This is a genomic window from Streptomyces sp. NPDC040589, from assembly GCF_055594445.1.
This window is the reverse complement of record NZ_JBVIWP010000004.1, coordinates 714,769-737,190: the sequence shown is the minus strand read 5'-3', so window position 1 is coordinate 737,190 and position 22,422 is coordinate 714,769. Positions and strand designations below refer to the sequence as shown.

Here is a 22,422-nt window from a genome sequence, read left to right as displayed (position 1 = left end):
CTTGGGAGCATCCGGCATGGGGCGACCCGGCTCGGATGATGAAGGCCATGGGCGCCATGGTCGCCGAGGACGTCGTCCGCGTACTGGCAGGCGAGGCGCCACACCACCAGGCCCGCTGAACCCCGTCACCTCCAGGCCGGCCGACCCCCACCACCCGCTCCCAGGCCACACCTCTGTCCCCATACCGGATACCGGTGACGACGCCGGAAGATCCCTAGGACCTGACATGGCCATCACGTCGACCGACGGCGCCGCCCCGACGCCGCCTCCCGCGCAGCCCGACCCGTACGCGCTGCGCGCCGAAGACGCCCGCCCGGCCCCCGACACCTTCCGCGGCCGCCTGCGCCACCTCGGTCCCGGGCTCATCCTGTCCGCCGCGGTCGTCGGCTCCGGTGAACTGATCACCACCACCTCGCTCGGTGCGAAGGCGGGCTTCGCCCTGCTGTGGCTCGTGATCATCTCCACCGCGGTCAAGGTCTGGGTGCAGATGGAGCTGGCCCGCTGGACCATCCTCAACGGCCGCCCCGCGCTGGACGGCTTCCGCGACGTCGGCCCCCGCATCGGCCGCCTCAGCTGGATCAACTGGCTGTGGATCGGCATGGACTTCGCCAAGATGTTCCAGCGCGGCGGCATCATCGGCGGCACCGCGGCCGCCTGCTCCATCCTCTTCCCGATCCACGGCGGGTCGCTGAGCGGCACGTCCCTCACGATCTGGGCCGTGATCGTCACCACCGCCGCCATCCTCATCCTCCAGACGGGCAAGTACCACGTCGTAGAGCGGGCCGAGGTCATCGGCATCACGCTCAAGACGGTGATCACCGTCGGCCTGGCGCTCGCCCTGCCGCTCACCGCCTACGGGTACGGCACCGAACAGTTCGCCGACGGGCTCAGCTTCCAGATCCCGGCCGGCACGGTGGGCATCGCCCTCGCGATGTTCGGCATCACCGGCGTAGGCGCCGACGAGATGACGACGTACACCTACTGGTGCCTCGAGAAGGGCTACGCCCGCTGGACCGGCCCCGACGACGGGACCGAGCAGCGCGCCCGGCGCGCCGAGGGCTGGCTCAAGGTCATGCGGCTCGATGTGGGTGTCTCCTGGTTCGTGTGCACCATCTGCACCCTGTCCTTCTACGTGATCGGCGCCTCCGTGCTGCATCCGCAGGGCCTCGCGCCCGAGGGCAACGACATGATCACCACGCTGTCGCACAGCTACACCGACACGCTCGGCCCCTGGGCCGAGTACCTCTTCCTGGGCGGCGCGATCTCCGTGCTCTTCTCGGTCACCGTCGCCTCTTCGGCCAGCGTCCCGCGCTTGTGGACCAACACCCTTGGTCTGCTCGGCGCGATCGACTGGAACGACATGCGCGTCCGCACCCGCACCATCCGGATCCTCACCTGGTGCCTGCCCCCGGTGTGGATGTGCTTCTTCCTGTGGGTCCAGTCCCCGGTCCTGATGGTGCAGATCGGCGGCATCGGCGGCGGCATCTTCCTCCTCGCCGTCGTGATCGCGGTCTGGCGCCTGCGCTACACCGGCGTCCCGCCCCGCTTCCGCGCCAACCCCTGGATGACCGCCGCCCTGGTCCTCAGCAGCGCGGCGATTCTCTTCCCGGGGGGTGTACGGGGTGCTCGACACCCTGGGCCTCGCCCCGGGCGACTGAACCAGCCACGCCTCGGCCTGGACGACGACCCGGATGACCCCGTGGTCGGCACCGGCTTCAAGGCCACCCGCGCCCGCAAGCTCACCACCAGCGAAAAGGAAGCGAACCGGGCGCTCGCCGCCGCACGCGCCCCGGTCGAGCACGGCTCCGCCCATCTCAAGAACTGGCGGATCCTCAGTCAGATTCGGCGCGGTACGGCTCCGTCCTGCCAGCGGTAGAGGTCGCGCAGCAGGGAAATCTCGGCGCCGTGATGGATCAGCTCCCTGTTGACGTGCAGGACCCTGTTCTCCATGGGAAACCGCTCGGGACCCACCGTGGGCGGATTCTCCAGGTCGGCGTCCGAGAGTTCGCGGACCCCCGCGTTCCATCTCGCATACATCTCATCGAGCTGCTTCAGCGCCTCGTCAGCGGTCCCCGCATAGGCGAATGTCTCGGAGTCGACGTCCTGGCCGCCGAAGTACCATCCGACCCGATAGCCCAGGCACGAGACGATGATGTGCGCCAGCCGCCAGGCAATCGTGGTCACCGGCGCCGGCACCGGGCCAGGGGACGCAAAATCCATCGCCCATTCCCCCGAACCTGCCGACATCGGAGCGGCCGACGTGCCACGTGGGCGGATGCTCCAGCAGCCGTGCACCGGCTCCCAGAAGTACTCCTCATCGGTAAGACCATCCAGCCGCGGACGCAGGTTTTTGTGCCAGTACCAGTCCAGCTGTTCTGCGAGTCGCTCGCTTCTTGTCATTTCCGCACACTACATAGAACGGAGACCTTGCTGCGGCCCTCGCGGACGCCGTCGCCGACCGTGGGCCGCGAGAGATACCGCACCGGGAGATGACGCTGGGGGCTGATGTGCCCTTCGGGCCGCGCCGCCGCGAGCGGCTGTTTGACATGGACAACCCGGCTGGCCGGGTTGGGTTCAATGAACCCGAATGTGACAGCCTCGACCCATGACATGACGGATGATCAAGACCACAGACTCCCGCCCGAGACCAGCATGAGCATCCCGAGCGAGCGCCACGCCAGAGCCTCTGACCCGCATGTTCGAAGATGGCGAAGACTCAGAGATCAGAGGTTTCGGGACGGACCGGCCCCAAGGTTCGGAGAAGGTGGCGGTCCGGCACGGTGTCTCTAAAGCCCTGGCGGGCCGAGCGGAGCTTCAGGCAGGCTCTGGCGCATGGTCTCGGTATTGCAGAATGTGGCGATCGACTGTGCGGATGCCTATGAACTGGCCCGGTTCTGGGGTGAGGTGCTCGGTTGTCCGCTGCATCCGGAGGACAACCCCGGTGATCCGGAGACTGCGGTGATGCTGCCGGAGGGCCCGCTGCTGTACTTCAACCAGGTGCCGGAACCGAAGACCACCAAGAACAGACTTCACCTGTGCCTGCGTCCCAGGACCACACGCGAGGAAGAGGTCGAGCGTCTACTGAACCTCGGGGCCACCCTCGTCGACGACCGCCGGGAACCCGATGGCGCCGGCTGGGCCGTCCTCGCGGACCCCGAGGGCAATGAATTCTGCGTTCTCCGCAGTGAGTCCGACCGTGCGGCGTCGACCACTTGAGGCCACACGCACAACTCAGCTGGAGGCTCCGACACCGCTGACCCAGACACGGAACGGCGTGATCTCCGGCTCGCTGTCGGCCAGAAACCCCTCGACGATCGGCCCAAGGTCGTCGGAGGCCACATAAGGACCGCTGAACGGCAACGCATCCGGGGACACAGAGCCGGTCGAGCAACGGAGCTGCCCGGCCTGTTCGTCGTGCCACACGTAAAACGTCGCCACCCCGGAAAAACCCAGCTCCCGAATGCGCCCCCGGATGGCAGCAGCAGTCCGCTCGAAGCCAGCCACCACCTCGGCGGTGGCAGGCGAGCCGCTGTCCTCGCCCGCCGCACCCAGCGACCAGGTATTGGTCTCCCACTCCACCGGCCGGTCAGACGGGTCCAGCACCAAGGGCTCGTCCGCCACCTCAGCAATCCACGTCAGCAGCACCACAGCAGTATCCCTGCACAACTCGGCCCCAGGAAACACAACTTGACCTGTCTGGCAGCCACTCACAGTCCAGCAGCGCCCTGGTGGTCGTCCTGGTCGGCGTGGCGTGGATCTCGCGGCGCTGGGCGGGGTGGCTGGTGCCGTCTGGTCCCGCAGAGGGTCGGTCCTGGATGAAGCCAGGACGGGCACGTGACCTTCTGCATGACCGGTGGCGATCACGGGCCAGTTGTCCAGTGCCGCGCCCGGCCGGATCACCGGACGGGCGCAGCACTGCCCGAGATCACCTGAGATTTTCCTCCATCACTGCTGCGGGCAAGGAGATCCGCCAGGCGACGAACCCGGCCGCAGCGCGGCGACCGGATCAACCGCGACCAGTCCAGGAGCCGGCACGCCGGTCCCCGTGAGCAGGGTCAGGGCTCCGGCCTCCCTGTTGAGCCACTCCTCGGCGTGCTCCACGTTGACGAAGGTCCTCACACCAGGTCACGGGTATCTCCGGCGTTCCGATGGTCAGCCTCCGCATTTCGGCAGTGATGCCGCCGTGCAGCGCCTCGGTCCCGACGACCCGTTCGCCGACCTCCAGGTGCCGGCCCACCCAAGCCAGCGTCAACGGCCGGACAGCCACCGCCTCATCGTGGCTGGTCACCGAGCCACCTCATCATCCAGACAGCGGCACGCGCGACCTGGGCGCTACGCCCGCCCCTCATCAGCCGCGGTCAAACGCGTCTTCCAGCAGGTGGTCGATGTGGCGTTGGAGGATGGCCAGTGCCGTGGCCGGGGAGTGGTGGCCTGTCAGGACGTGAGTCGTGAGGCCGTCGGCCAGGGCGAGGAGCGTGTGTGCTTCGCGATCGGGGTCCAGGCGCTGGGGAACTTCCCTGGTGTCCTGGCCGTAGCGGATGAGCCACGCGATGAGGCCGTGGAGCTTTGCATAGGTGTCGCGCAGGACGGCGGCCAGTTCCTCGCTGGCGGGGGCATGGGCGACGAAGGCCAGCCAGACCTGAGCCTGTGTCCTCGATTCCTCATCCAGCAGGGCGAGTTCGGCCAGGGTGTGGGACAGCAGGGTTGATGCGGCCTGGGGCGTGGAGGTGGCGGCGATGCGCTGGTTGGCGCGTTCGCTGACGTGTTGGGAGATGTGCTCCAGCGCGAAGAGCAGCATGTCCTGCTTGGTGCGGAAGCACCGCTGGACAGCGCCCATGGACACACCGGCTTCGGCGGCGACGTCGCGGAGGCTGACGGCCTCCATGCCGGAGCGTGCGATCAAGGTGCAGACCGCCTCGGCGATCCGTCGACGTCGGTCCTCGTAGTCGACCTGCCTGGGCACGGTTCACTCCTTCCCACGTTCTGATGCACTTGCATCGTATCCGGATTCACTGCACGATGTGATGCGATCGCATCGGAACGATGCGCGGACAGCGGGAGGGAAGGCTCGTCATGGACAAGCAGCTCAAGAGGACGGACAGCAGCTCGGGGCAGGGGCTGCTGTGGCTGTTCGGTGCCATCCTCGTCATCCAGGGCTTCGGCTCCGCCATCACGGAGGCCGGGTGGGATACGAGCTTTGGTGTCGCCGGCCTCCTGCGGGCAGCCCAAATGCCTGAGTGGACAACGCTGCTGGTCGGCGTCGCGGGTCTGGCCCTGCTGGGAATGGCGGCGCGCCGTCACTACGCGAGGAGGCGTGCACACCACCAAGCGTGAGGAATCCGCAGACCGCCGGCGAGCTGGGACCCTCCGGAGCCCACTGGGAGAGCCCCGTTCACCGGGCCGATCTCCTCGGCGTGTGACCGGCGTCCTGGTGGTCGCGGATGTTCGCGATCAGGTCCTGGAAGACCGGACGGTGGTCCGGGTCGGCGACGTTGATGGTGATGACGAGGTCGTTGTCGCTGGTGCCCTGGAAGTGGAGACTTCCGGCGTCACGCACACACCCGATGCGCGTCGTCGCGGTCGAGTCCAGAGCGAAAGCCGTCTCCGGGGCGGTCGCCATGTCTCACGCTTGGAAACTTTCCGGGGCAGCGGCCGTCCGGGCCACGGCGGATTCGGGAGAACGGACCAAGGGCAATCGGCAGACGTCGGCACTGCCAGCCCCCTGATCACGGTTGACGCACGGGACCGGCCGTCTGTCGGGGCCCTCGCGCCGGCCAGACGAAGCACCAGCGGACGGAGCCCGGTCACGACCTGGATGTATTGATCGCCTCACATGGCCGGCGAGACCTGGTGGCGCGGTGGGCCGGATCTCCCCCCTCACGCCTGTAAAGGACTGACTTTTCCTGATAAGAACTGACTGAAGCGCGAAGCAGGACCGGCCAGGAATCACCCTCCGTCACGGATCATCCAGAACACTCCAGAAGGCACTGGGGAGGCAGCCGGTGGGAGACGTCGGGATCGACCGCAGGGCCTTCCTGAGTGGGGTCGGCGGAATCGCAGCCGGTGTGGCTGCCGTATCGCTCACCGCGTGCGACAGCCGCACCGACCGGAGTTCCACCAAGAGCAGCAAGTTGCTCGTGGTCCGTGACTTCGGCGGCTCTTACGGCGAGGCGAACCGCAAAGCGATCTACGACCCGTTCACCAAGGAAACCGGCATCCGGATCAACGTGGTGAACTACTCGAGCACCCAGATCCTCGCCCAGATCAAGGAAGGCCGTCCGCGCTTCGACGTCATGGACATCGACATGTCCAATCTGGTGCGCTTCGAGCACGAGGACGCCTCCGAGGAACTGGACTACGGCCGACTGAGGAACACCAGGAACGCGGGAATCGCCGAGTCCCTGCTCTCCCCCAACGGTGTGGGCAAGAGCTACTGGGCCAGCGTCCTGGCCTACGGCGCGGACGCCTTCGGCGGGAGAAAGCCCGCATCGTGGGCGGACTTCTGGAACCTCGGCGCCTTCCCGGGCAGAAGGGCACTTCAGGGCACGGTGGACTGGCCGGAACTGGAGTTCGCCCTGCTCGCCGACGGAGCGCCGCTCGACACGCTTTACCCGCTCGACGTGAACCGTGCTTTCAAGGTCCTCGACGAGATCAAGGGCTCGGTGCGGACATTCTGGGAGTACGGCGCCGAACCGGGTGAGCTGCTGGATCGCAACCGGGTCGCGGCCTCCAGCACCTGGGCCGGCCGCGTCCAGAGCCTGATCAAGGGCGGCTCTCCGCTCGCGTACGAGTGGAACGGCGCCCGCAGGCAGAGCAACGGCTACGGAATCCCCAAGGGCGCCGCCAATTCCGACGCCGCTTACCGGCTCATCGATTTCGCGCTGCGGCCCGAGGTGCAGGCTCATATGGCCCGTATATACCCCGAGGGGCCTGTGGTGCCCGCTGCCTACGGATTTCTCACCGAATCCACCGCCGTGAACCTGGCGAGCACGCCCGGACACCTGCTGTCGGGCTTCGACCTGGACATCGCGTGGTGGCTGGAGAACGGGGACTCCGTGACCAGGCGCTGGCAGGAGTGGGTGCGCAACTGACCGACTGAACCCAGCCATATGGCCGTATATGAACACGCATGGTAAAGAGTCCGTATGGCCAGGCACCTTGGTCGACTCTCGGACTTCCGTCCGCACGGCGGAGGGCGCCCTCGGCGGGCCTCGCGACGGGTCGAGGAGCCCGACCCGCAGCCGGAACCGGAGCCTGGCGGCCGGCCCTCCGGGAGACGCCGGCGGCTCCTGCCAAGGGTGCGCAGCGTCGCCGGCCGAGTGTTTCTGCTCCAGCTCGTGATCATGGTGCTGTTCGCCGCCGCCGCGGGAGGGGCTCTCGTGGTGCAAGCCCGGAACTCGAGCATGCAGGAGGCCCGGCAGTTGTCGATGGGCGTCGCACAGTCCTTCGCGCGCGCCCCGGGGACGCTGGATGCCATGAAGTCCGGCGAGCCCACCAAGCTGCTGCAGCCGCGCGCGGAGGACACCCGGCGGCACACCGGGGTCGACTACGTGGTCGCGTTCGATCCTCAGGGCTTTCGCTGGACCCACCCCGACCCGAAGTTGATCGGCAAGCACATCTTCGCCCTGCGCGAGGGCGGCGCCGCCGACCATCCCTTCACCAAGACGTTCGAAGGCAGCCTGGGCCTTGCCGTGGACACGACCGTTCCCGTCTACGACACCGACGGGACCACCATCGTCGGCTTCGTATCGGTCGGGGTCACCGTCGCCAGCGTGGACGACGTGGTGCAGGAGCAACTGCCGCAGCTGCTGGGTTTCGCCGGCGGTGCGCTTGTGGTGGCCGCGGTCGGCACAGCACTGGTGTCCTGGCGGCTGCGGCGGCAGACCCGCGCCCTGGATCCGTCCGAGATGACCCGGATGTACGAGCACCATGACGCGGTGCTGCACGCGGTGCGGGAAGGCGTACTGATCATCGGTGATGACGGACGGCTGCTGCTCGCCAACGACGAGGCGCGGCGACTGCTGGGCCTGCCCGCGGACGCCGAGGAGCGCCGCGTCACCGAGCTCGGCCTCGCGGCGGACACCACCGCACTGCTGGGCTCGGCCCGAGTCGTCACCGACGTGGTGCACCTGGCAGGCGACCGGCTGCTGGCGGTCAACATACGGCCGGTCGATCCCGGCAGCCGCCCCGCGGGCAGCGTCGTCACGTTGCGTGACTCGACAGAGCTGCGTGCGCTGGCGGGCCGGGCGGAGGTGGCCCGGGAGCGGCTGGGGCTGCTGTACGAGGCGGGGATCCGGATCGGCACCACGCTGGACGTGGTGCGCACCGCGCGGGAACTGGCCGAGGTGGCGGTCCCCCGGTTCGCCGACGCCGCGACGGTCGATCTGCTGGATCCGATCCTGCGGGGTGCGGAGTCGGCCGGCCCCGGCCCCGAGATGCGCCGGGTTGCGGTACACGGCGTCGACGGTGCCCGGTCTCTCTACCCGGTGGGGGAGCTGATCCGCTTCGTCCCCACCTCGCCCGTGGCCGTCGGCACCGAGCGCGGCCGTGCGGTCCTGGACGCCGACCTGACCGCGTCCCGTGAGTGGATGAATGCCCAGGACCCCGAACGCGCCCGGCACCTGCTGGACCTCGGCTTCCACTCCCTGATCACTGTGCCGCTGCAGGCCCGCGGTGTGGTGCTGGGCATGGCGAGTTTCTGGCGCTCGGACGCGGACCCCTTCGGCGGGGAGGATCTCGCCTTCGCCGAAGAACTGGCCGCCCGGGCCGCGGTCGCCGTCGACAACGCCCGCCGCTACACCCGCGAGCACACGCTGGCCGAGACACTCCAGCGGAGCCTGCTGCCCAGCTCCCTGCCCGACCACTCGGCCGTGGAAGTCGCCCACCGCTACCTGCCCGCCCTGGAAGGCGTGGGCGGCGACTGGTTCGACGTGATCCCCCTGCCCGGCGCCCGGGTCGCCCTGGTGGTCGGCGACGTGGTGGGGCACGGCCTGCACGCCGCGGCGACGATGGGCCAGCTGCGCACCGCGGTGCACAACTTCTCCGCCCTTGACCTGCCCCCGGACGAGCTCCTCGGGCATCTGGACGAGCTGGTCGCCCGGATCGACAGCGACGAGAACGTCGAGCGGGACAACGAGAGCGTCTCGGGAGCCACGTGTCTCTACGCGATCTACGACCCGGCATCCGGGACGTGCGCACTGGCACGGTCCGGGCATCCCGAGCCGGCCCTGGTGCGCCCCGACGGCACGGTGGAGTTCCTGCGGGTACCCGGTTCACCGCCGCTCGGTCTGGGCGGCGGCCTGCCCTTCGAGACCACCGAACTCGCCCTCCCCGAGGGCTCCCGCCTGGTCCTCTACACGGACGGCCTGATCGAGAACCGGGAATGGGGCCTCGACACCGGCCTCGAGGGACTGCGTCACGCCCTGGCGCACCCGGACCGGACACCGGAGGAGACCTGCCAGGACGTCCTCGACGCGGTGCTGCCCGCTCGGTCGAGCGACGACATCGCGTTGCTCGTCGCCCGCACCCGCCTGCTGGACCCCTCCCACGTGGGCGAGTGGGACGTGCCCAACGATCCGGCGGTCGTCGCCGGCATCCGGTCGGACGTCACTCGCCGGCTGGAGACCTGGGGGCTGGAGGAGATGGCCTTCACGACCGAGCTGATCATCAGCGAGCTGGTCACCAACGCCATCCGCTACGGCACGGAACCGATCCGGCTACGGCTGGTTCAGGACCGCGACAGCCTGATCTGCGAGGTCGCCGACGGCAGCAGCACCTCGCCACACCTGCGCCGGGCCGCGACCACCGACGAAGGCGGACGAGGGCTGTTCCTCGTCGCCCAGTTCGCAGAGCGGTGGGGCACCCGCTACACGGCCCGGGGCAAGGTGATCTGGACGGAACAGTCCACCCAGAGCCCGGTGAGCGACCCCGGCGGAGTGTCGGCCGACGCCCTGCTGGACCAATGGGAGGACGCGGCCTGGTGAGCCGACGGCGCCGGGGCCGAACGCCTCACGGAGTGCGGAACCCGCGAAACGTCACGTGCTTCCGGGTCTCGAACCCCAGCCGCTCGTAGAGCGCGATCGCGCCGGTGTTGGCCTCGGCCACGTGCAGGAAGGGACGATCACCCCGGCCCACGATGCGCGCGACGAGCGCGCGCACCAGACGGGCGGCGTGGCCCTGTCCGCGTGCCTCGGGAGCGGTGCAGACAGCGCTGATCTCGGTCCACCCAGGAGGCCGGAGCCGCTCCCCCACCATCGCCACCAGAGTGTCGCCGTCGCGGATGCCGAGATAGGTGCCGAGTTCATGAGTGCGTGGCCAGAACGGACCCGGCCGGGTCCGCTCGACGAGGTCGAGCATCCCGGGCACGCTCTCAGGGCCCAACTGGACCACAGCGGGGTCTAGTTCGGCACGAGAGACATCCGTACGACTCTCACCGGCCCAGATCATCTGGCGGCCCTCGAGGACGAAAACCGGCTCCCAGTCCGACGGCGGCGTCGCCGGGCAGCTGAACATGTCGGCGAACTCGCCTCGCCCCAGCAACTGGGCGAGGTCGTCCCACCCCTCCGAGTCCACCTCCGCGGGGACCGCGGAAAAGGTCGCGACTCCCGGCAGATAAGTGACAGCCCGGCCGAGTCGGCGAGCCAGATGCCCATGGTGGCCGCGGAGCGACTCCCCCACCGGGTCGTCGAGTGCGACGACGTCGCGGAGACCTGTCATCGTGCTGCGCCACTCCTGCCCTTTGTCGAAGCCGTTCGCCCCGTGACGGACACGGTGCCATCGGATGCCGACGGACCATCGTAGTCAGCCCCGGTCCGCGAGGAGGCAGGGCATCCGCCGGCTGCGCCGGCTCATCGATCAGCGTGGAAGCAACGCTGATCCTTGGTGGCCAGCATGGTCGAGGCCGAAAAGGCATGTGATGGTGGCCAGCGGGTCGAGGACTTCGTGAAGCAGAGGCGATCCGCAGGTCGTACGCAGCTGAGCCGTCGCGATCACCGGCTGCGGGGCCATCTCACTGTCGGATCACGCCAGTTCCTCGATACCCGGAATTCCGTGTATCGCAGGCGTATCGAAAATCGCATACGCCACGGCAACGGTCCTCCGCTTCCCATGGGGGCATGAACCGCGACGCATCCCTGTCAGTACCGCTCCGCCGCACGCGCAAGATCGTGCTCCTCGGCCTGGCGATCCTCGGCTTGGCGAGCGCCGCGTTCGTCGTGCGGAGGCCGCTCTTGATGTCCGCTCCGATGTGCATGGCCGGGCGGTGGCACGGCTGCTTCGACACGTTCAACGGTGTGGTGCTCATGACGTTGGTCGCGTTGCCGTTGGCCGCGCTGGTGGCATGGGCTCTGGCGCGGCGTCGGCGTGCCGCCGGCGTCATGTCGGCGTGGCGGATGTCGCTGGCCGAGGTGGGCATGGTTCACGGGACGGTGCCGTTCCTCTGGCTGACCATGATGCCGGGCGCCGGGGCCGGCACCGTCCCCGGCCGGTTCAGCCTGGTACCGCTGCGGGACCTGGTGGTGATGGGGCCGCTCGGGATCGTCGGCAACCTGCTGGTCTTCGCGTCACTGGGGTTCTTCGCCCCGATGCGGTTCGCGGCGCTGGCGTCCGTGCCGCGGATCCTGGCGCTCGGGGCGGGCTCCTCGGTTCTGGTCGAAACCGCACAGTACGTCCTGCGGCTGGACCGGGTGTCCTCCGTGGACGACGTACTGGTCAACACCGTCGGCGCCGTGCTGGCCGCGCTGGCGTCACACCGCTGGTGGCGCACCACAGCACAAGCGCCGTCGGACCAACATCGCCCCGCGCCGGCACCGGCAGGCTGAGTCGAGTGTCCAGTGTGCACCCCATGTTGCATACGCCGGCGATATGTTGTGCTGCTTAGGCTTCGGACATGCGCGTACTGATCGTGGAGGACGAGCCCTACCTGGCCGAAGCCGTCCGTGACGGTCTGCGGCTGGAGGCGATCGCCGCCGACATCGCCGGCGACGGCGACTCCGCCCTGGAGCTGCTCAGCGTCAACTCCTACGACCTCGCGGTCCTCGACCGCGACATCCCGGGCCCCTCCGGCGACGAGGTCGCCCGGCGCATCGTCGCCTCCGGCAGCGGCATCCCGATCCTCATGCTCACCGCAGCCGACCGGATCGACGACAAGGCCTCCGGCTTCGAGCTCGGCGCCGACGACTACCTCACCAAACCGTTCGAGCTGCGGGAGCTCGTCCTGCGGCTGAGGGCGCTCGACCGCAGACGCGCGTACGCCAGGCCCCCGGTCCGCGAGATCGCGGGCCTGCGGCTCGCCCCCTTCCGGCGGGAGGTCTTCCGCGACGGACGCTACGTCGCGCTCACCCGCAAACAGTTCGCCGTGCTGGAAGTCCTCATCGCCGCCGAGGGCGGGGTCGTCAGCGCCGAAGAGCTGCTGGAACGGGCCTGGGACGAGAACGCCGACCCCCTCACCAACGCCGTGCGCATCACCGTCTCCGCACTGCGCAAACGGCTCGGCGAACCATGGCTCATCGCCACGGCGCCCGGCGTCGGCTACCGGATCGACACCGGCATGGGACACCACGAGCCCTGGCAGTACTCATGCATAGGCGCTCAGGGCTCAGCGCCCGAATGAAACTCACCATCAGCTACGCCGGGTTCCTCCTCCTCGCCGGCGTTCTCCTGCTGGCCGTGATGTGGGTATTCGTGCTGCGCTGGCTACCGACCGCCGACCCCAGATCCCTCCAGAGGACGTACGGCGGCGTCATCTTCATCGGGCCCAGCCGCACCGACCTCCTGCGCGGCTTCGCCCCCGCCGCGGCCACAGCGCTGGCCTTCCTCCTCGTGTTCGGCCTCCTGGGAGGATGGATCCTCGCCGGCCGGATGCTCGCACCACTCACACGGATCGCAGACGCGGCACGGATGGCCGGGAACGGATCACTGTCCCACCGGATCCGTATGAAGGGCCCCGACGACGAATTCCGCGAACTCGCCGACGTGTTCGACGCCATGCTCGAACAACTTGAATCCCACGTCGCCGAACAGCAGAGGTTCGCCGCGAACGCCTCCCACGAGCTGCGTACGCCGCTGGCGATCTCACGGACACTCCTCGACGTAGCCCGTAACGACCCCACGCGGGACCAGGGCGAACTCATCGAACGCCTCCACGCGGTCAACACGCGGGCGATCGACCTCACCGAGGCACTCCTGCTGCTCAGCCGCAGCGACCGCAAGAGCTTCAACCGCGAGCCCGTCGACCTCTCCCTGATCGCCGAAGAAGCCGCCGAAACGCTGCTTCCTCTCGCCGAGAAGCGCCAGACCACACTCGACGTCACCGGCGAGACCACACAGACCGTCGGCTCCGCGGCGCTCCTACTACGGATGATGACGAACCTCGTCCAGAACGCCATCGTCCACAACCTCCCCGCCGGCGGCACCGTAACGATCCACACCGAGCCGCAACACGACGCGAGCGTGCTGCGGGTCGAGAACACGGGCCATCCGCTCCCATCGGAGCTGGTACCGGCCCTCACCGAACCCTTCCAACGCGGAACAGAACGCGTACGCACCGACGAGCATGCCGGTGTCGGCCTGGGACTGGCCATCGTGCACAGCATCGTCCGAGCACACGACGGCACCCTCGACCTCGCGCCCCGCCCGACCGGCGGCCTCCTCGTCACGATTCGACTTCCCGGCCAAGAGTTGTCCCGTAACTGATGCCGGCAGGGGCTGTCCTCCTCCCGACAACACGCCGATCAACGCCGGGAGGTGAGCAACTGAGCCCCTTGCTATGGTGCGCCGATGTCATCGATCAAGCGGTTCCAAGTCACCTTCGACTGCGCAGAACCCGCGCGCCTCGCCGGTTTTTGGTGCGAGGTGTTGGGATACGTCGTACCGCCGGTCCCGGAAGGCTTTGCCACTTGGGAGGACTACCATCGCTCGCTGCCGCCTGAGGATCAGGTCACCTACTTCGCATGCGGTGATCCCTCGGGTGAGGGCCCGCGCCTGCTCTTCCAGCGCGTTCCCGAAGGGAAGATCGTCAAGAATCGGGTGCATCTCTGCGTGCGGGCCGGCACCGGGCTCGTGGGCGAGGAGCGCCTCGCCACACTGGAGGCCGAGTGCGCACGACTGGTCTCCCTCGGTGCGGTACACGTACGAACGCTGCTTGCCGATGGCACCAACGAGTCGTGCATCGTGATGCAGGACATCGAGGGCAACGAGTTCTGCCTCGACTGAGCGTCCTCCGCGACGGCGAGAACCTCCGAGGGGTGTGGGCACCGAGCGCGCCGCTGCGAGCCATCGTCGGCGCCCCGGTCGCGGAAACGCCGTGACCGGGGCCCCAGGATCAGCTGCCGCGGAAGGCGCCGTCCGCCGCTAGTTCCGGTACCGGAACACGATCCGGCCGCGCGTCAGGTCGTACGGCGGGAGCTCCACCAGCACCCGATCCTCCAGCATGATCTTGATGTAGTTCTTGCGGATCTTCCCGCTGATGTGCGCGAGCACCTGGTGGCCGTTCTCGAGCTCCACGGTGAACATGGCGCTGCGCAGGCACTCGACGACCTTGCCCTCGACTTCGATGACGTTCTTGTTCTTCGTCATCGCACCAGCTCCAGGTTGCTGCTCATCGGCCGGGCGCCGATGCCCTCGAACAGCGCCGAGGCCGCTTGGTTGGACTCTTGGACTTCGGTCCGGGCCGCGGCGAACCCCGAGCGGTGCAACGTCCCCAGCGCGTGGGCGAGCAGCGCCCGTGCGATGCCGTGGCGCTGCTCGCCGGCCCGGACCGCGACCAGCCCGATGCGTGGCCGGTTCACCGTAACCACCCGGATCAGCCCCAGGTAACGGTCCGGTGCCGCGGCCACCGCGTACTTCGACGGGTCGACGATGGTGTCGCCTTCGGGACGGGGAATCACCTCCGCGGGCATCGACTGCCACCCGACGGTCGCCTCGACTTCGTCACGGATCGCGCGGTCCACCGCCCGCAGCAGACTCTCGTCCGCCTGACCGGCGGGCACGATCGTCACGCCCGAAGGCGGCAGGACCGCTTCGAGCCCTGTGACCCGCGGGTCGGTCGGCACCACGTACTCCCACTCGCGGCGCCGGATCGTGAAACCGGCCCGCCGCCAGCCGGCCGTCAGCTCGGCGTCGGCTTCGTCGACCAGCGTGTACAGCGGCGCCGGCAGTTCCGCCAGCATCGCCTCGGCGAGCCGGTCGAAGGCGGCGTCGTGCCAGGCGTCGATACTGACGAACAAACGTCCGTCGGGCCGGTGTTGCGCATGCCCACGGCCGACCACCAGGTCGTCATCCAGTGCATGCCATTGCCTGTCCGCGACGCGCGTGATCATCACCGCGTTCTCGCTCAGGTCAGACGCGAAAGGCTCAGTGTTCATCGGAGTCTCCCTAGGAGTGCCTCGATCTCAGGCGCTCCTGGCGACACCGAACGTCAGCCGCCGGACCGTGACGGGTTGAGGGAGCACCCATGGGTAACTGTGTTCACGGGTCTCACCTCCCTACGACGACTTCACGGTCCACCGCGAAAGTAGCAGCGGGGCGCCGCCTCGCTCAATTCATTTCCCGCAGAACGAGAAGCGGCTCATCGAGCGGCGTCTGGTCTCCCTTCCTCGAACTGTTCCCCGCGCGTCTGGCCGCCGAGTACGGCCTGGCTCAAGGCGATCGTCAGGTTCCGGAGCCAGCACTCGCGTCCGTAAGCGAAGGGTTCACGCCGCCGACATCGCACACGCGGCGCGAAGCGTCTCCAACGCTCAGTTCGAGCACACCTTCGACACCGGGACCCGGACCGCCAGCGCCACCGCCGACCACCTCGGCACAATCCACGACACCCGGCCCACGGTCAGCGCCGCCATGGCCAAGGAATTCGCCCAGCGGACGGAGAGACTCGCCCGCATCCGGAGCGAGAAGGCATCCGCTGGCGCGGACGCCCTCTCAAGACCGCGGCGTGAACAACCCGGCGAACCCACGCGGTTGCGGCATTGTCGGGCGCCAGGTCACGGCTACTGGAATGCGACCTCGGGATGCGTGGCTTTGGGGCCGTCGAGGAGCGGCTGCGATATGCCCCGCAGATGAAGGTCAAAGAAGGCTGACACGTAGTCGTGGGTTATGCGCCACCCGCGTTCTCCGGACAGCGGTATGGCAGGGTCCGACAGGCCCAACTGCCCAGCCAGATACGGCTGGTCCGTGAAGGAGAAGTGTCCAGCGCCGGCCACGGTCAGCCAGCGTTTCCAGCCGTTCAGGTGCTTCCACGCCTTAGGCCAGTCGGTTGTCGGGCTGTTGGGGCTGTGGGCGGACTGGGCGCCGAGCATCATGAACGGGCGCCCGCCGAGCCTTGTCGCGGCAGGGTGCAGAACGAAGTTACCGTCCAGGTCGACCCCCGCCCGCACACGACGGTCGGCGGCCATGGTCGCCGCCGCGGTTGCACCCCCGATCGAATGCCCGCCGATTCCGATCCGGCGTGGGTCGATCACATGGGACAGCGTCCCGGCCCGTCGGCCGTTGGTCAACTCGCTGATCACGAAGGACATGTCCCTGGCCCGGCCGCGCACGACAGCCGCCCGCTCCGGCAGAGTGTCGCCCCGTTCGCAGGCCACACAGGTCAGCATCCGGCCCCCGGGGAAGGCAGTGCCGACGGATTCGTAGGCGTGGTCCACCAAGGCGACGACGTAGCCGCGGCTCGCGAGATTGTCGGCGATCGAGGTGAGTGTGGTGCGAGGCATCGAGAAGCCCGGGGAGAGCAGCACCAGGGGGAAACGCCCTGGCGCCGGGCGAGTGCCCACGTGCGCGTGGGTACGCGCCCCGGCAACCGTTTCGTGGGGCACGACGCCGCCGAGTCCCCTCGCCTCCAAGAGGAGCCGCGCCTCCTCGTCGGTCATGTATGCCGCCGGTAATCCACTCGCCGAGCGTGCCGGGTAGGACACCGTCACCATCAGTTCCCGGTTACCGGCCGTCGGCACCCATGGGTCGGTGCGGTTCCGGTCGACCAGGTGCAGGGTACGGCGGCCCACGGGGTACGGACCGGTGGGGGACGGTAGTTCCAACCCGCTGCCGTACGGGACTTGGGGCGCGGTCTGCGCGGCGTTGACGGAGGCGGCCGGTGTGGCGCCCAGAAGCGGCGCGGCCAGGGCCAGGGTGAGCAGGGTGGCCGCAGTGGCTCTGCGATGTCTGGAGATCATGCAGTCGACGCTAGGCCCTGGTTCGCCTCAACACGTCCGGCTCCAGGGTTACTTGGTTGTACCCCTGTCGGCGGATCCCGTCAGACCCCGGTATCACACAGATGAGGGCGGCGGTCTGCATGGTGAGGACGTCACCGCCCATTCAACCGCCACGACCGCCGGCCCGGCGAACCTATGCGGTCAGAGCAGTAGCATCCAGGCCGACAGCGTCAGCTGTGCTCGTTTCCTGCTGTGGGGGCGGTGGGTGTGGCCTGGGCTTCGTCGGCGCCGTGCTTGAGCACGTCGCAGGTGTGCTGGAACTCGTCGGTGAGGCGGGTGGCCTCGGCCATGAGGATGCCGTACGGCTGGGCGGGGTCGCTGAGCGGGAGGGAACCGGCGCGTGCTTCCTCCTCCAGCCGGTCGCGGCACTGCTGAGCCTGCGCGGCGGCTTCACACAGCTGGTCGGCCTGGTCTTGCAGACGGTCTTCGTCGACCTGGCTGAGCAGTTCGGCGATGTGGGCGAGGGAGGCCAGGAAGTCGCCGTAGGAGCGGGCGAAGTCGACGTCCCCCCGGCTGCCGTCGGCACCGTGCCACTGATCGAGGCTGCGGGTCATGGAGGCCACCTGGTGGGAGACGCGCTCCAGGGCGTCGACGACGGCCTGGTAGCCGTCGAAGGACATGCGGTGGCGATGACGGCGCCGCAGGCGCCGGGGGTTGTAGAAGGTGCTCTCCCACGCGGTGTGGACCGAGGACTGGGCCTGCTGCACGATCGGTGCCAGGTGGGAGGCGCGCCGGCGCCAGTGCCGGGTGCGTTCTTCATCCGGCTTCCCTTCGCGCAGCGCCGGGTACATGTCGCCGACCAGGTCGCACAGCGAGTGGGCGAGGGTGTGGATGCCGTACTCGGCGCTGCGGTAGCGCAGGGGAGGCAGCACCAGCGTGTTCACCACGACGCCGATGCCGCAGCCGATCAGCACGAGCACGATGATCTGCCCGAGCTGGGACCAGCGCTGTGCGTCGCTGGTGGCCGAGACGTAGGTGGAGAAGGCGAAGAACGCCGCGGTGGCGACCTGGGAGCCCTGCGAGCCCAGGGGCCGCCACCGTCCGATGGCCAGCGCCGCCAGCGTCACCAGCACGAACGTGAGCAGGTGAGGGCCGGCCAGCAGGCCCAGCACACCCTGCAGACCCACGCCCACGGCGACCGCACCGACGTAACGCAAAGCCTGCACCAGCGACTGGTAGACCGTGACCTGCATGATCAGCACCGCGGAGAACGGCGCGAACGCCGGCGACTGCGCGGCCATGACATCGCGCGCGATCACCCAGGAGACGGCGGCCGCGAGGGTGCTCTTGCCGATGAGGGCCAGGGTGTGCCGCTCGTGCCCGTCCGAACCCGCCCGTCCGAACCACTGCCCTATCCGGGCCAGCCGGCCCTGCGATGCCGCCCGTGTATGCCGCTCCCCTGCAACGGCTTCAGCCATCTTCTCTCCCGTTCTCGTCCCGCCACGACTGCCGGGTCCACGGGGTACCCCGTACAGATCACCGCAGACTGTGCAAGAGGTCATACGTCCGGCTCGTCATGCGGGACCGGAGAGGATCGTCGAGCTCGGCATCGGTGTCGGCCGCACACCCGTCGGCTCCCACGCCGGTGACCGCCACATGGCGGGCTCCCGGCCCTGCCCCATACCCACTGGTCAGAGGGGGAGGTAGCCGCTAGCAGGAGGCGTCGACGGCGCTCCCTCCGGCAGCAGCTCGCGCTCGGCTGAGGTGCAGTCGCGCCCTGCGGCGGCGCACAGGGCACGGAACTGAGCGTCGGGGCGCAGGTCGGAGGTCTGGCGCAGCCCGCCGCGCACACCTCACGCCGCACAGTTCACCGTCGAGTCACCACGCACACCGCACAGCGCCCCAGGCAGCCTTCAGCGCTTCCACTCGTTGGCTGCTTCCGCGCGCCTGTTGAACGCCTCTGGCGCCATGGGGTGGAGGCTTGGCCACGGGCGCCAGCCCGCCTACGCAGGAGTCATGGACAGTTGGCTCGTCTTCATCATCGTGGTGGGCGTCGTGTGGACGATCCATGAGTACGCTCGGCCTCTCCCTTCCGACGCATGCCCTGACTGCCGAGGCAGGGGCAGGACACTGACCCGCGAGTACTCTGTGATGAAGGGCGGTTACACGCCGGAAGGGGGACCGTGCCCTGGCTGTCGAGGCTCAGGTCTCGTCGTTCGGCCGCCGCCGCTCCGGTAACGCCGCCCGCGGTGATTCCGTACGCGTCACCATGCCGCGCCATCCCCCGACTCGCATGCGTTCCACCAGTGTTGGCAGGGCGGCGGTCGAAGGCCATACCCGCGGCCGAGGACTCGGGGCGACTCCGCGCGCCGAGTGGGCAAGGTCGGCGAGATCCCGGTATGAGGGCGGCCGTCCTCCTACGGACTCGGGTGGGCCCTTCCGCGGTACGCGATCGCGCCGAGCACGACGTCCACGGCGAGGAAGGCGGCCAGTGGGATGCCGAGCAGGGGCACGAAGCAGCCCAGTACGCCGATCCCCCCTGCCAGCAGGACCAGCAGGTGGACGGGGGCATGTCGCCACGCCCCTCGCGGCACGGGACGCCCGAAGCCGGCACCGCGGCCGCGCTGCCACCACATGCGGTACCCCCACACGATCAGGAGCACGAGGGCGACGGCCAGTGCGGCGAGCACCAGCTGGTTGACCACGCCGAAGAGCACGCCGGTGTGGGCGTCGATGCCCCAGCGGGTCAGCTTGGCCAGCACCGGATAGTCGGCGAACCGCAGTGTCTCGGTGACCTCACCGGTCATCGGGTCGACCGCGACCGTGTCCTGCTTCTCCGGCCAGCTGCGCTGGATCTGCCGGACCACGTAGGCGGCCGACGGGTCGGCCGGCGGCACCAGCTCGACCGGATCCGAGAGGCCCTCGCTCCGGGCAGCCTTGAGGACGGTGTCGACGCCGACGCCCTTGCCGGTCTCCGTGCCCATACCCGCGTGCGTTGCGTGCTCGGCGTGCCCGCCGCCGGAGTCGACGGTCGCCGTCACCGCAGGCGTCGCCTGCCCGAGCGCGTCGCGCAGATCGCTGATGTTCTGCCCCGCGTACGCCGACCAGGTCAGGCCCGTCGCCGAGAGGAAAAGCAGCCCGGCGGCGGCCCACACGCCCACCGTGCCGTGCAGCGAGAGCGTGCGACGGCGTCCGCGGAGACCTCGTGGTCGCCGTAGCGCCCGACGCCTTCCGAGCCACAGCACCAGACCGCCGCCCGTGATGACCCACAACCAGCTCGCCGCGAGTTCGCTGTACAGGCGGCCCGGCTCTCCCAGGTGCAGATCGCGGTGGAGGTCGTCGATCCAGGTACGCAGCGGCAGCGCGCCCGTGGCGCCGTACTGCTCCAGCGCACCGCGGATCTCGCCGGTGTACGGGTTCACGAACACGGCCAGCGTGTGGCCGGCCTCGACGCCCCGCACCCCGGACAGCAGCACACGCGTGGTCGCACCGTCTTCCGGAGAGGGCCGGACCGCACTGACCACGCCCTCGGGGTGCGCCTTGCGGGCCGCGGCCACCTGCCGCGAAATCGGCAGATCGTTCTTGCCGACGGGAACCCGCAGTTCATGGGCGTAGGCGATCCGCTCGGCCTGGAACGAGCAGGCGTACAGGAATCCCGTCGCGGCGGCGACGAGCAGGAAGGGCGCGACGAACACACCCGCGTAGAAGTGCAGCCGCAGCACCATCGGGCGCAGCGACGCCCAGGCGGACCGGCCTGCGGAGGATCGCCCCTCCACGACCTCCTGGCTGCCCCCCGGGGTGCGGGCGTCCGGTGGTGTGACGGACATGGTCTGGTCTCCTGACTCCGGTAGCGGTACGAGGTGGTCGAGGCCGGTTCTTCCCCTGAGATCAGCTCGGTCCCGTGTCGCCGGTACGGGGCGCGGTGGCCGCTGATCGGGAGCCGACCAGGAGCAGGCACAGCACCGCGACGCCGGCGACGATGCCCGCGAGGAGGAGCAGCGGATCGAGGGGCCGGACCGCGGAGGCAGCGCTCTGGGCGGCCACGGCGGGTTGCGCCGAGGCCGCGGACGCCTCGGACCTCGCGGCGGCCGAAGGTGAGGGCGAGGGCGAGTCGTCCTTCTCGGCGGAGGCCATGCCGCTGTGGTCGCTGCGGGAGGCGGATGAGGGGTGGGAGGCGGATGCGGTCGTGTGGGTGGGCCGTGTCACGGGACGTCCGGCAGCGGGGGCGGACGTGGCGTGCTGGTGGGCGGTCGGGTGTGCGGTGGGCGAGGGCGCCGCCGCAGCCTTCACGACGAGCTGTGCGGTCATGCCCGGGTGCACGGTGCAGACGTAGCCGTAGGTGCCCGGCGTGGTGAAGGTGTGGCTCCAGGTGCCGCCCTTGTTCAGCATCGGGGAGTGGACGGACGCGGGACCGGACGTGGTCTTCACGTCGTGGGGCGCCTGGTCCTGGTTGGTCCAGGCGACGGTGTCCCCCGCGTCGATGGTGAGGGAGCGCGGGCTGAACGCGTAGCCCGACATGAGGACTTGGTGGGCGGTGGCCGCGAGAGCCGTGGGAGCGGCACCGGGCAGAACGGTGACGGCGCCGGTCACGAAGAGGGCTGCCGGCAGCGCGCGCAGGACGGTCAGGCGGGGCATGTGAACTCCACGGCGACGAGCAGCCGTATGCGGTCTGCGGGACGGATGCGGGGCAGGGTGAGGCCGGTCGTACGGCGGAGCGGGCCGTACGGGAGTCGTAGGGCGCCGAGGACGAGGAGCCGGTCGTCGGCGCGGTCGACGACACGCAGGGTGAGCTCGGCCGGTACGAAGGCGTCGTCGGAGCCGTCGGCGCCGTCCAGGGCGAGTTCGCCGGGCACGCTCAGGCGGGAGCCGTCGGCCTCCGGCGTGATGCTCGTACTGACGAACCCGAGGGTTCTGCCCCGCAGCGGCCTGCCGGTCAGCTCCAGACTCAGGACGCAGTCCTCGGCGTCGGCCGCGACCGTGAGGCCCGCCTGCTCGGCGGTCAGGCGTCGGCGCAGGGTCGGCAACGGGCCCAGGCGGGCGGTCAGTTCGGCGATGCAGCGGCCCGGCGCGGCGGTGTAGGTGCCGGGCAGGGGAAGCCAGGAGGGTCCGGTCCGTGGCGGGGGAAGGACGGCGGTGGGGAGGGATTCGGTGGTCATCTCGGGCACCTCGGTGGGCGAGCGGAGTGACGGGGGACGACAATGGTCCGGTGGGGGGGGGGGGGGGGGGGGGGGGGGGGGGGGGGGGCAAGGTCCCCGTCCACCTGTTAGCACGGGGGGGGTGGTGG

21 protein-coding genes and 1 pseudogene are annotated in these 22,422 nt (G+C 69.4%); 9 read left to right on the top strand and 13 right to left on the bottom strand.

Annotation, left to right across the window (positions count from 1 at the left end; genetic code table 11):
• Positions 1–226: 226 nt before the first annotated feature.
• Entirely contained in the window at positions 227–1,876 is a 1,650-nt protein-coding gene (locus tag ACZ58V_RS21240) for an Nramp family divalent metal transporter (protein WP_471291398.1), read from the top strand.
• Here the strand turns inward: ACZ58V_RS21240 and ACZ58V_RS21235 are convergent.
• Complete coding sequence (locus ACZ58V_RS21235) at positions 1,837–2,400, bottom strand: DinB family protein (protein ID WP_468196272.1); 564 nt, start codon at positions 2,398–2,400, stop codon at positions 1,837–1,839. The genes ACZ58V_RS21240 and ACZ58V_RS21235 overlap by 40 nt on opposite strands.
• A gap of 432 nt (positions 2,401–2,832) precedes the next feature.
• On the opposite strand from ACZ58V_RS21235, the gene ACZ58V_RS21230 reads away from it, so the two are divergent.
• The gene (locus ACZ58V_RS21230) at positions 2,833–3,216 is read left to right on the top strand and encodes a VOC family protein (protein ID WP_468196270.1); all 384 of its coding nucleotides are present in this window, start codon (positions 2,833–2,835) and stop codon (positions 3,214–3,216) included.
• 15 nt (positions 3,217–3,231) lie between these two features.
• Here the strand turns inward: ACZ58V_RS21230 and ACZ58V_RS21225 are convergent, their stop codons facing one another.
• The 3 genes and pseudogenes from ACZ58V_RS21225 to ACZ58V_RS21215 all read right to left on the bottom strand — a co-directional run bounded on the left by ACZ58V_RS21225 (position 3,232) and on the right by ACZ58V_RS21215 (position 4,963).
• Positions 3,232–3,648, bottom strand: coding sequence for a hypothetical protein (locus ACZ58V_RS21225; protein WP_468196267.1), 417 nt, complete (start codon positions 3,646–3,648; stop codon positions 3,232–3,234).
• A gap of 345 nt (positions 3,649–3,993) precedes the next feature.
• A pseudogene (locus ACZ58V_RS21220) lies at positions 3,994–4,288 on the bottom strand (aminoglycoside phosphotransferase family protein); the annotation flags it as partial.
• 60 nt (positions 4,289–4,348) lie between these two features.
• A complete protein-coding gene (locus ACZ58V_RS21215; RefSeq protein ID WP_468196265.1) occupies positions 4,349–4,963 on the bottom strand; it encodes a TetR/AcrR family transcriptional regulator in 615 nt (204 codons plus the stop codon).
• Positions 4,964–5,073: 110 nt separating this feature from the next.
• On the opposite strand from ACZ58V_RS21215, the gene ACZ58V_RS21210 reads away from it, so the two are divergent.
• Positions 5,074–5,334 (top strand): hypothetical protein, encoded by a 261-nt coding sequence (locus tag ACZ58V_RS21210; RefSeq protein WP_471291394.1) that lies wholly within the window; start codon positions 5,074–5,076, stop codon positions 5,332–5,334.
• A gap of 58 nt (positions 5,335–5,392) precedes the next feature.
• On the opposite strand, the gene ACZ58V_RS21205 is transcribed toward ACZ58V_RS21210, so the two are convergent.
• Positions 5,393–5,620 carry a hypothetical protein gene (locus tag ACZ58V_RS21205; RefSeq protein ID WP_471291393.1) on the bottom strand — a complete coding sequence of 76 codons (228 nt, stop codon included), beginning with the start codon at positions 5,618–5,620 and terminating at the stop codon, positions 5,393–5,395.
• Between the two features lie 445 nt (positions 5,621–6,065).
• Here ACZ58V_RS21205 and ACZ58V_RS21200 point away from each other — a divergent pair, with 445 nt between their 5' ends.
• A complete protein-coding gene (locus ACZ58V_RS21200; protein WP_471291391.1) occupies positions 6,066–7,091 on the top strand; it encodes an ABC transporter substrate-binding protein in 1,026 nt (341 codons plus the stop codon).
• A gap of 252 nt (positions 7,092–7,343) precedes the next feature.
• Positions 7,344–9,983 (top strand): SpoIIE family protein phosphatase, encoded by a 2,640-nt coding sequence (locus ACZ58V_RS21195; RefSeq protein WP_471291752.1) that lies wholly within the window; start codon positions 7,344–7,346, stop codon positions 9,981–9,983.
• A 25-nt stretch (positions 9,984–10,008) separates the two neighbouring features.
• Here ACZ58V_RS21195 and ACZ58V_RS21190 read toward each other — a convergent pair whose 3' ends face one another.
• The gene (locus ACZ58V_RS21190; RefSeq protein WP_471291389.1) at positions 10,009–10,716 is read right to left on the bottom strand and encodes a GNAT family N-acetyltransferase; all 708 of its coding nucleotides are present in this window, start codon (positions 10,714–10,716) and stop codon (positions 10,009–10,011) included.
• 398 nt (positions 10,717–11,114) lie between these two features.
• Here ACZ58V_RS21190 and ACZ58V_RS21185 point away from each other — a divergent pair, with 398 nt between their 5' ends.
• The 4 genes from ACZ58V_RS21185 (at position 11,115) to ACZ58V_RS21170 (ending at position 14,211) form a co-directional block, all read left to right on the top strand.
• On the top strand, positions 11,115–11,819 hold the full coding sequence (locus ACZ58V_RS21185; RefSeq protein WP_468196255.1) for a VanZ family protein: 705 nt from the start codon (positions 11,115–11,117) through the stop codon (positions 11,817–11,819).
• A gap of 68 nt (positions 11,820–11,887) precedes the next feature.
• Positions 11,888–12,610, top strand: a complete 723-nt coding sequence (locus tag ACZ58V_RS21180) for a response regulator transcription factor (protein WP_471291387.1) — start codon at positions 11,888–11,890, stop codon at positions 12,608–12,610.
• The gene (locus ACZ58V_RS21175) at positions 12,577–13,692 is read left to right on the top strand and encodes a sensor histidine kinase (protein ID WP_471291385.1); all 1,116 of its coding nucleotides are present in this window, start codon (positions 12,577–12,579) and stop codon (positions 13,690–13,692) included. Before ACZ58V_RS21180 ends, ACZ58V_RS21175 begins: the two co-directional genes overlap by 34 nt.
• An 84-nt stretch (positions 13,693–13,776) precedes the next feature.
• Positions 13,777–14,211 carry a VOC family protein gene (locus ACZ58V_RS21170; protein WP_468196248.1) on the top strand — a complete coding sequence of 145 codons (435 nt, stop codon included), beginning with the start codon at positions 13,777–13,779 and terminating at the stop codon, positions 14,209–14,211.
• Between the two features lie 138 nt (positions 14,212–14,349).
• Here the strand turns inward: ACZ58V_RS21170 and infA are convergent, their stop codons facing one another.
• The 7 genes from infA to ACZ58V_RS21135 all read right to left on the bottom strand — a co-directional run bounded on the left by infA (position 14,350) and on the right by ACZ58V_RS21135 (position 22,294).
• The gene (gene infA / locus ACZ58V_RS21165) at positions 14,350–14,574 is read right to left on the bottom strand and encodes a translation initiation factor IF-1 (RefSeq protein ID WP_010981942.1); all 225 of its coding nucleotides are present in this window, start codon (positions 14,572–14,574) and stop codon (positions 14,350–14,352) included.
• Positions 14,571–15,362 carry a GNAT family N-acetyltransferase gene (locus ACZ58V_RS21160; RefSeq protein ID WP_471291382.1) on the bottom strand — a complete coding sequence of 264 codons (792 nt, stop codon included), beginning with the start codon at positions 15,360–15,362 and terminating at the stop codon, positions 14,571–14,573. Before ACZ58V_RS21160 ends, infA begins: the two co-directional genes overlap by 4 nt.
• Before the next feature lie 621 nt (positions 15,363–15,983).
• Positions 15,984–17,159 carry an alpha/beta hydrolase family protein gene (locus tag ACZ58V_RS21155; protein WP_471291380.1) on the bottom strand — a complete coding sequence of 392 codons (1,176 nt, stop codon included), beginning with the start codon at positions 17,157–17,159 and terminating at the stop codon, positions 15,984–15,986.
• Positions 17,160–17,368: 209 nt separating this feature from the next.
• Positions 17,369–18,616 (bottom strand): FUSC family protein, encoded by a 1,248-nt coding sequence (locus ACZ58V_RS21150; protein WP_468196239.1) that lies wholly within the window; start codon positions 18,614–18,616, stop codon positions 17,369–17,371.
• Between the two features lie 939 nt (positions 18,617–19,555).
• Positions 19,556–20,965, bottom strand: coding sequence for a PepSY-associated TM helix domain-containing protein (locus tag ACZ58V_RS21145; RefSeq protein WP_471291378.1), 1,410 nt, complete (start codon positions 20,963–20,965; stop codon positions 19,556–19,558).
• 61 nt (positions 20,966–21,026) lie between these two features.
• On the bottom strand, positions 21,027–21,773 hold the full coding sequence (locus ACZ58V_RS21140; RefSeq protein ID WP_471291376.1) for a cupredoxin domain-containing protein: 747 nt from the start codon (positions 21,771–21,773) through the stop codon (positions 21,027–21,029).
• Positions 21,761–22,294, bottom strand: a complete 534-nt coding sequence (locus tag ACZ58V_RS21135) for a hypothetical protein (RefSeq protein WP_468196232.1) — start codon at positions 22,292–22,294, stop codon at positions 21,761–21,763. The genes ACZ58V_RS21140 and ACZ58V_RS21135 overlap by 13 nt, the downstream gene beginning before the upstream one ends.
• Positions 22,295–22,422 lie beyond the last annotated feature (128 nt).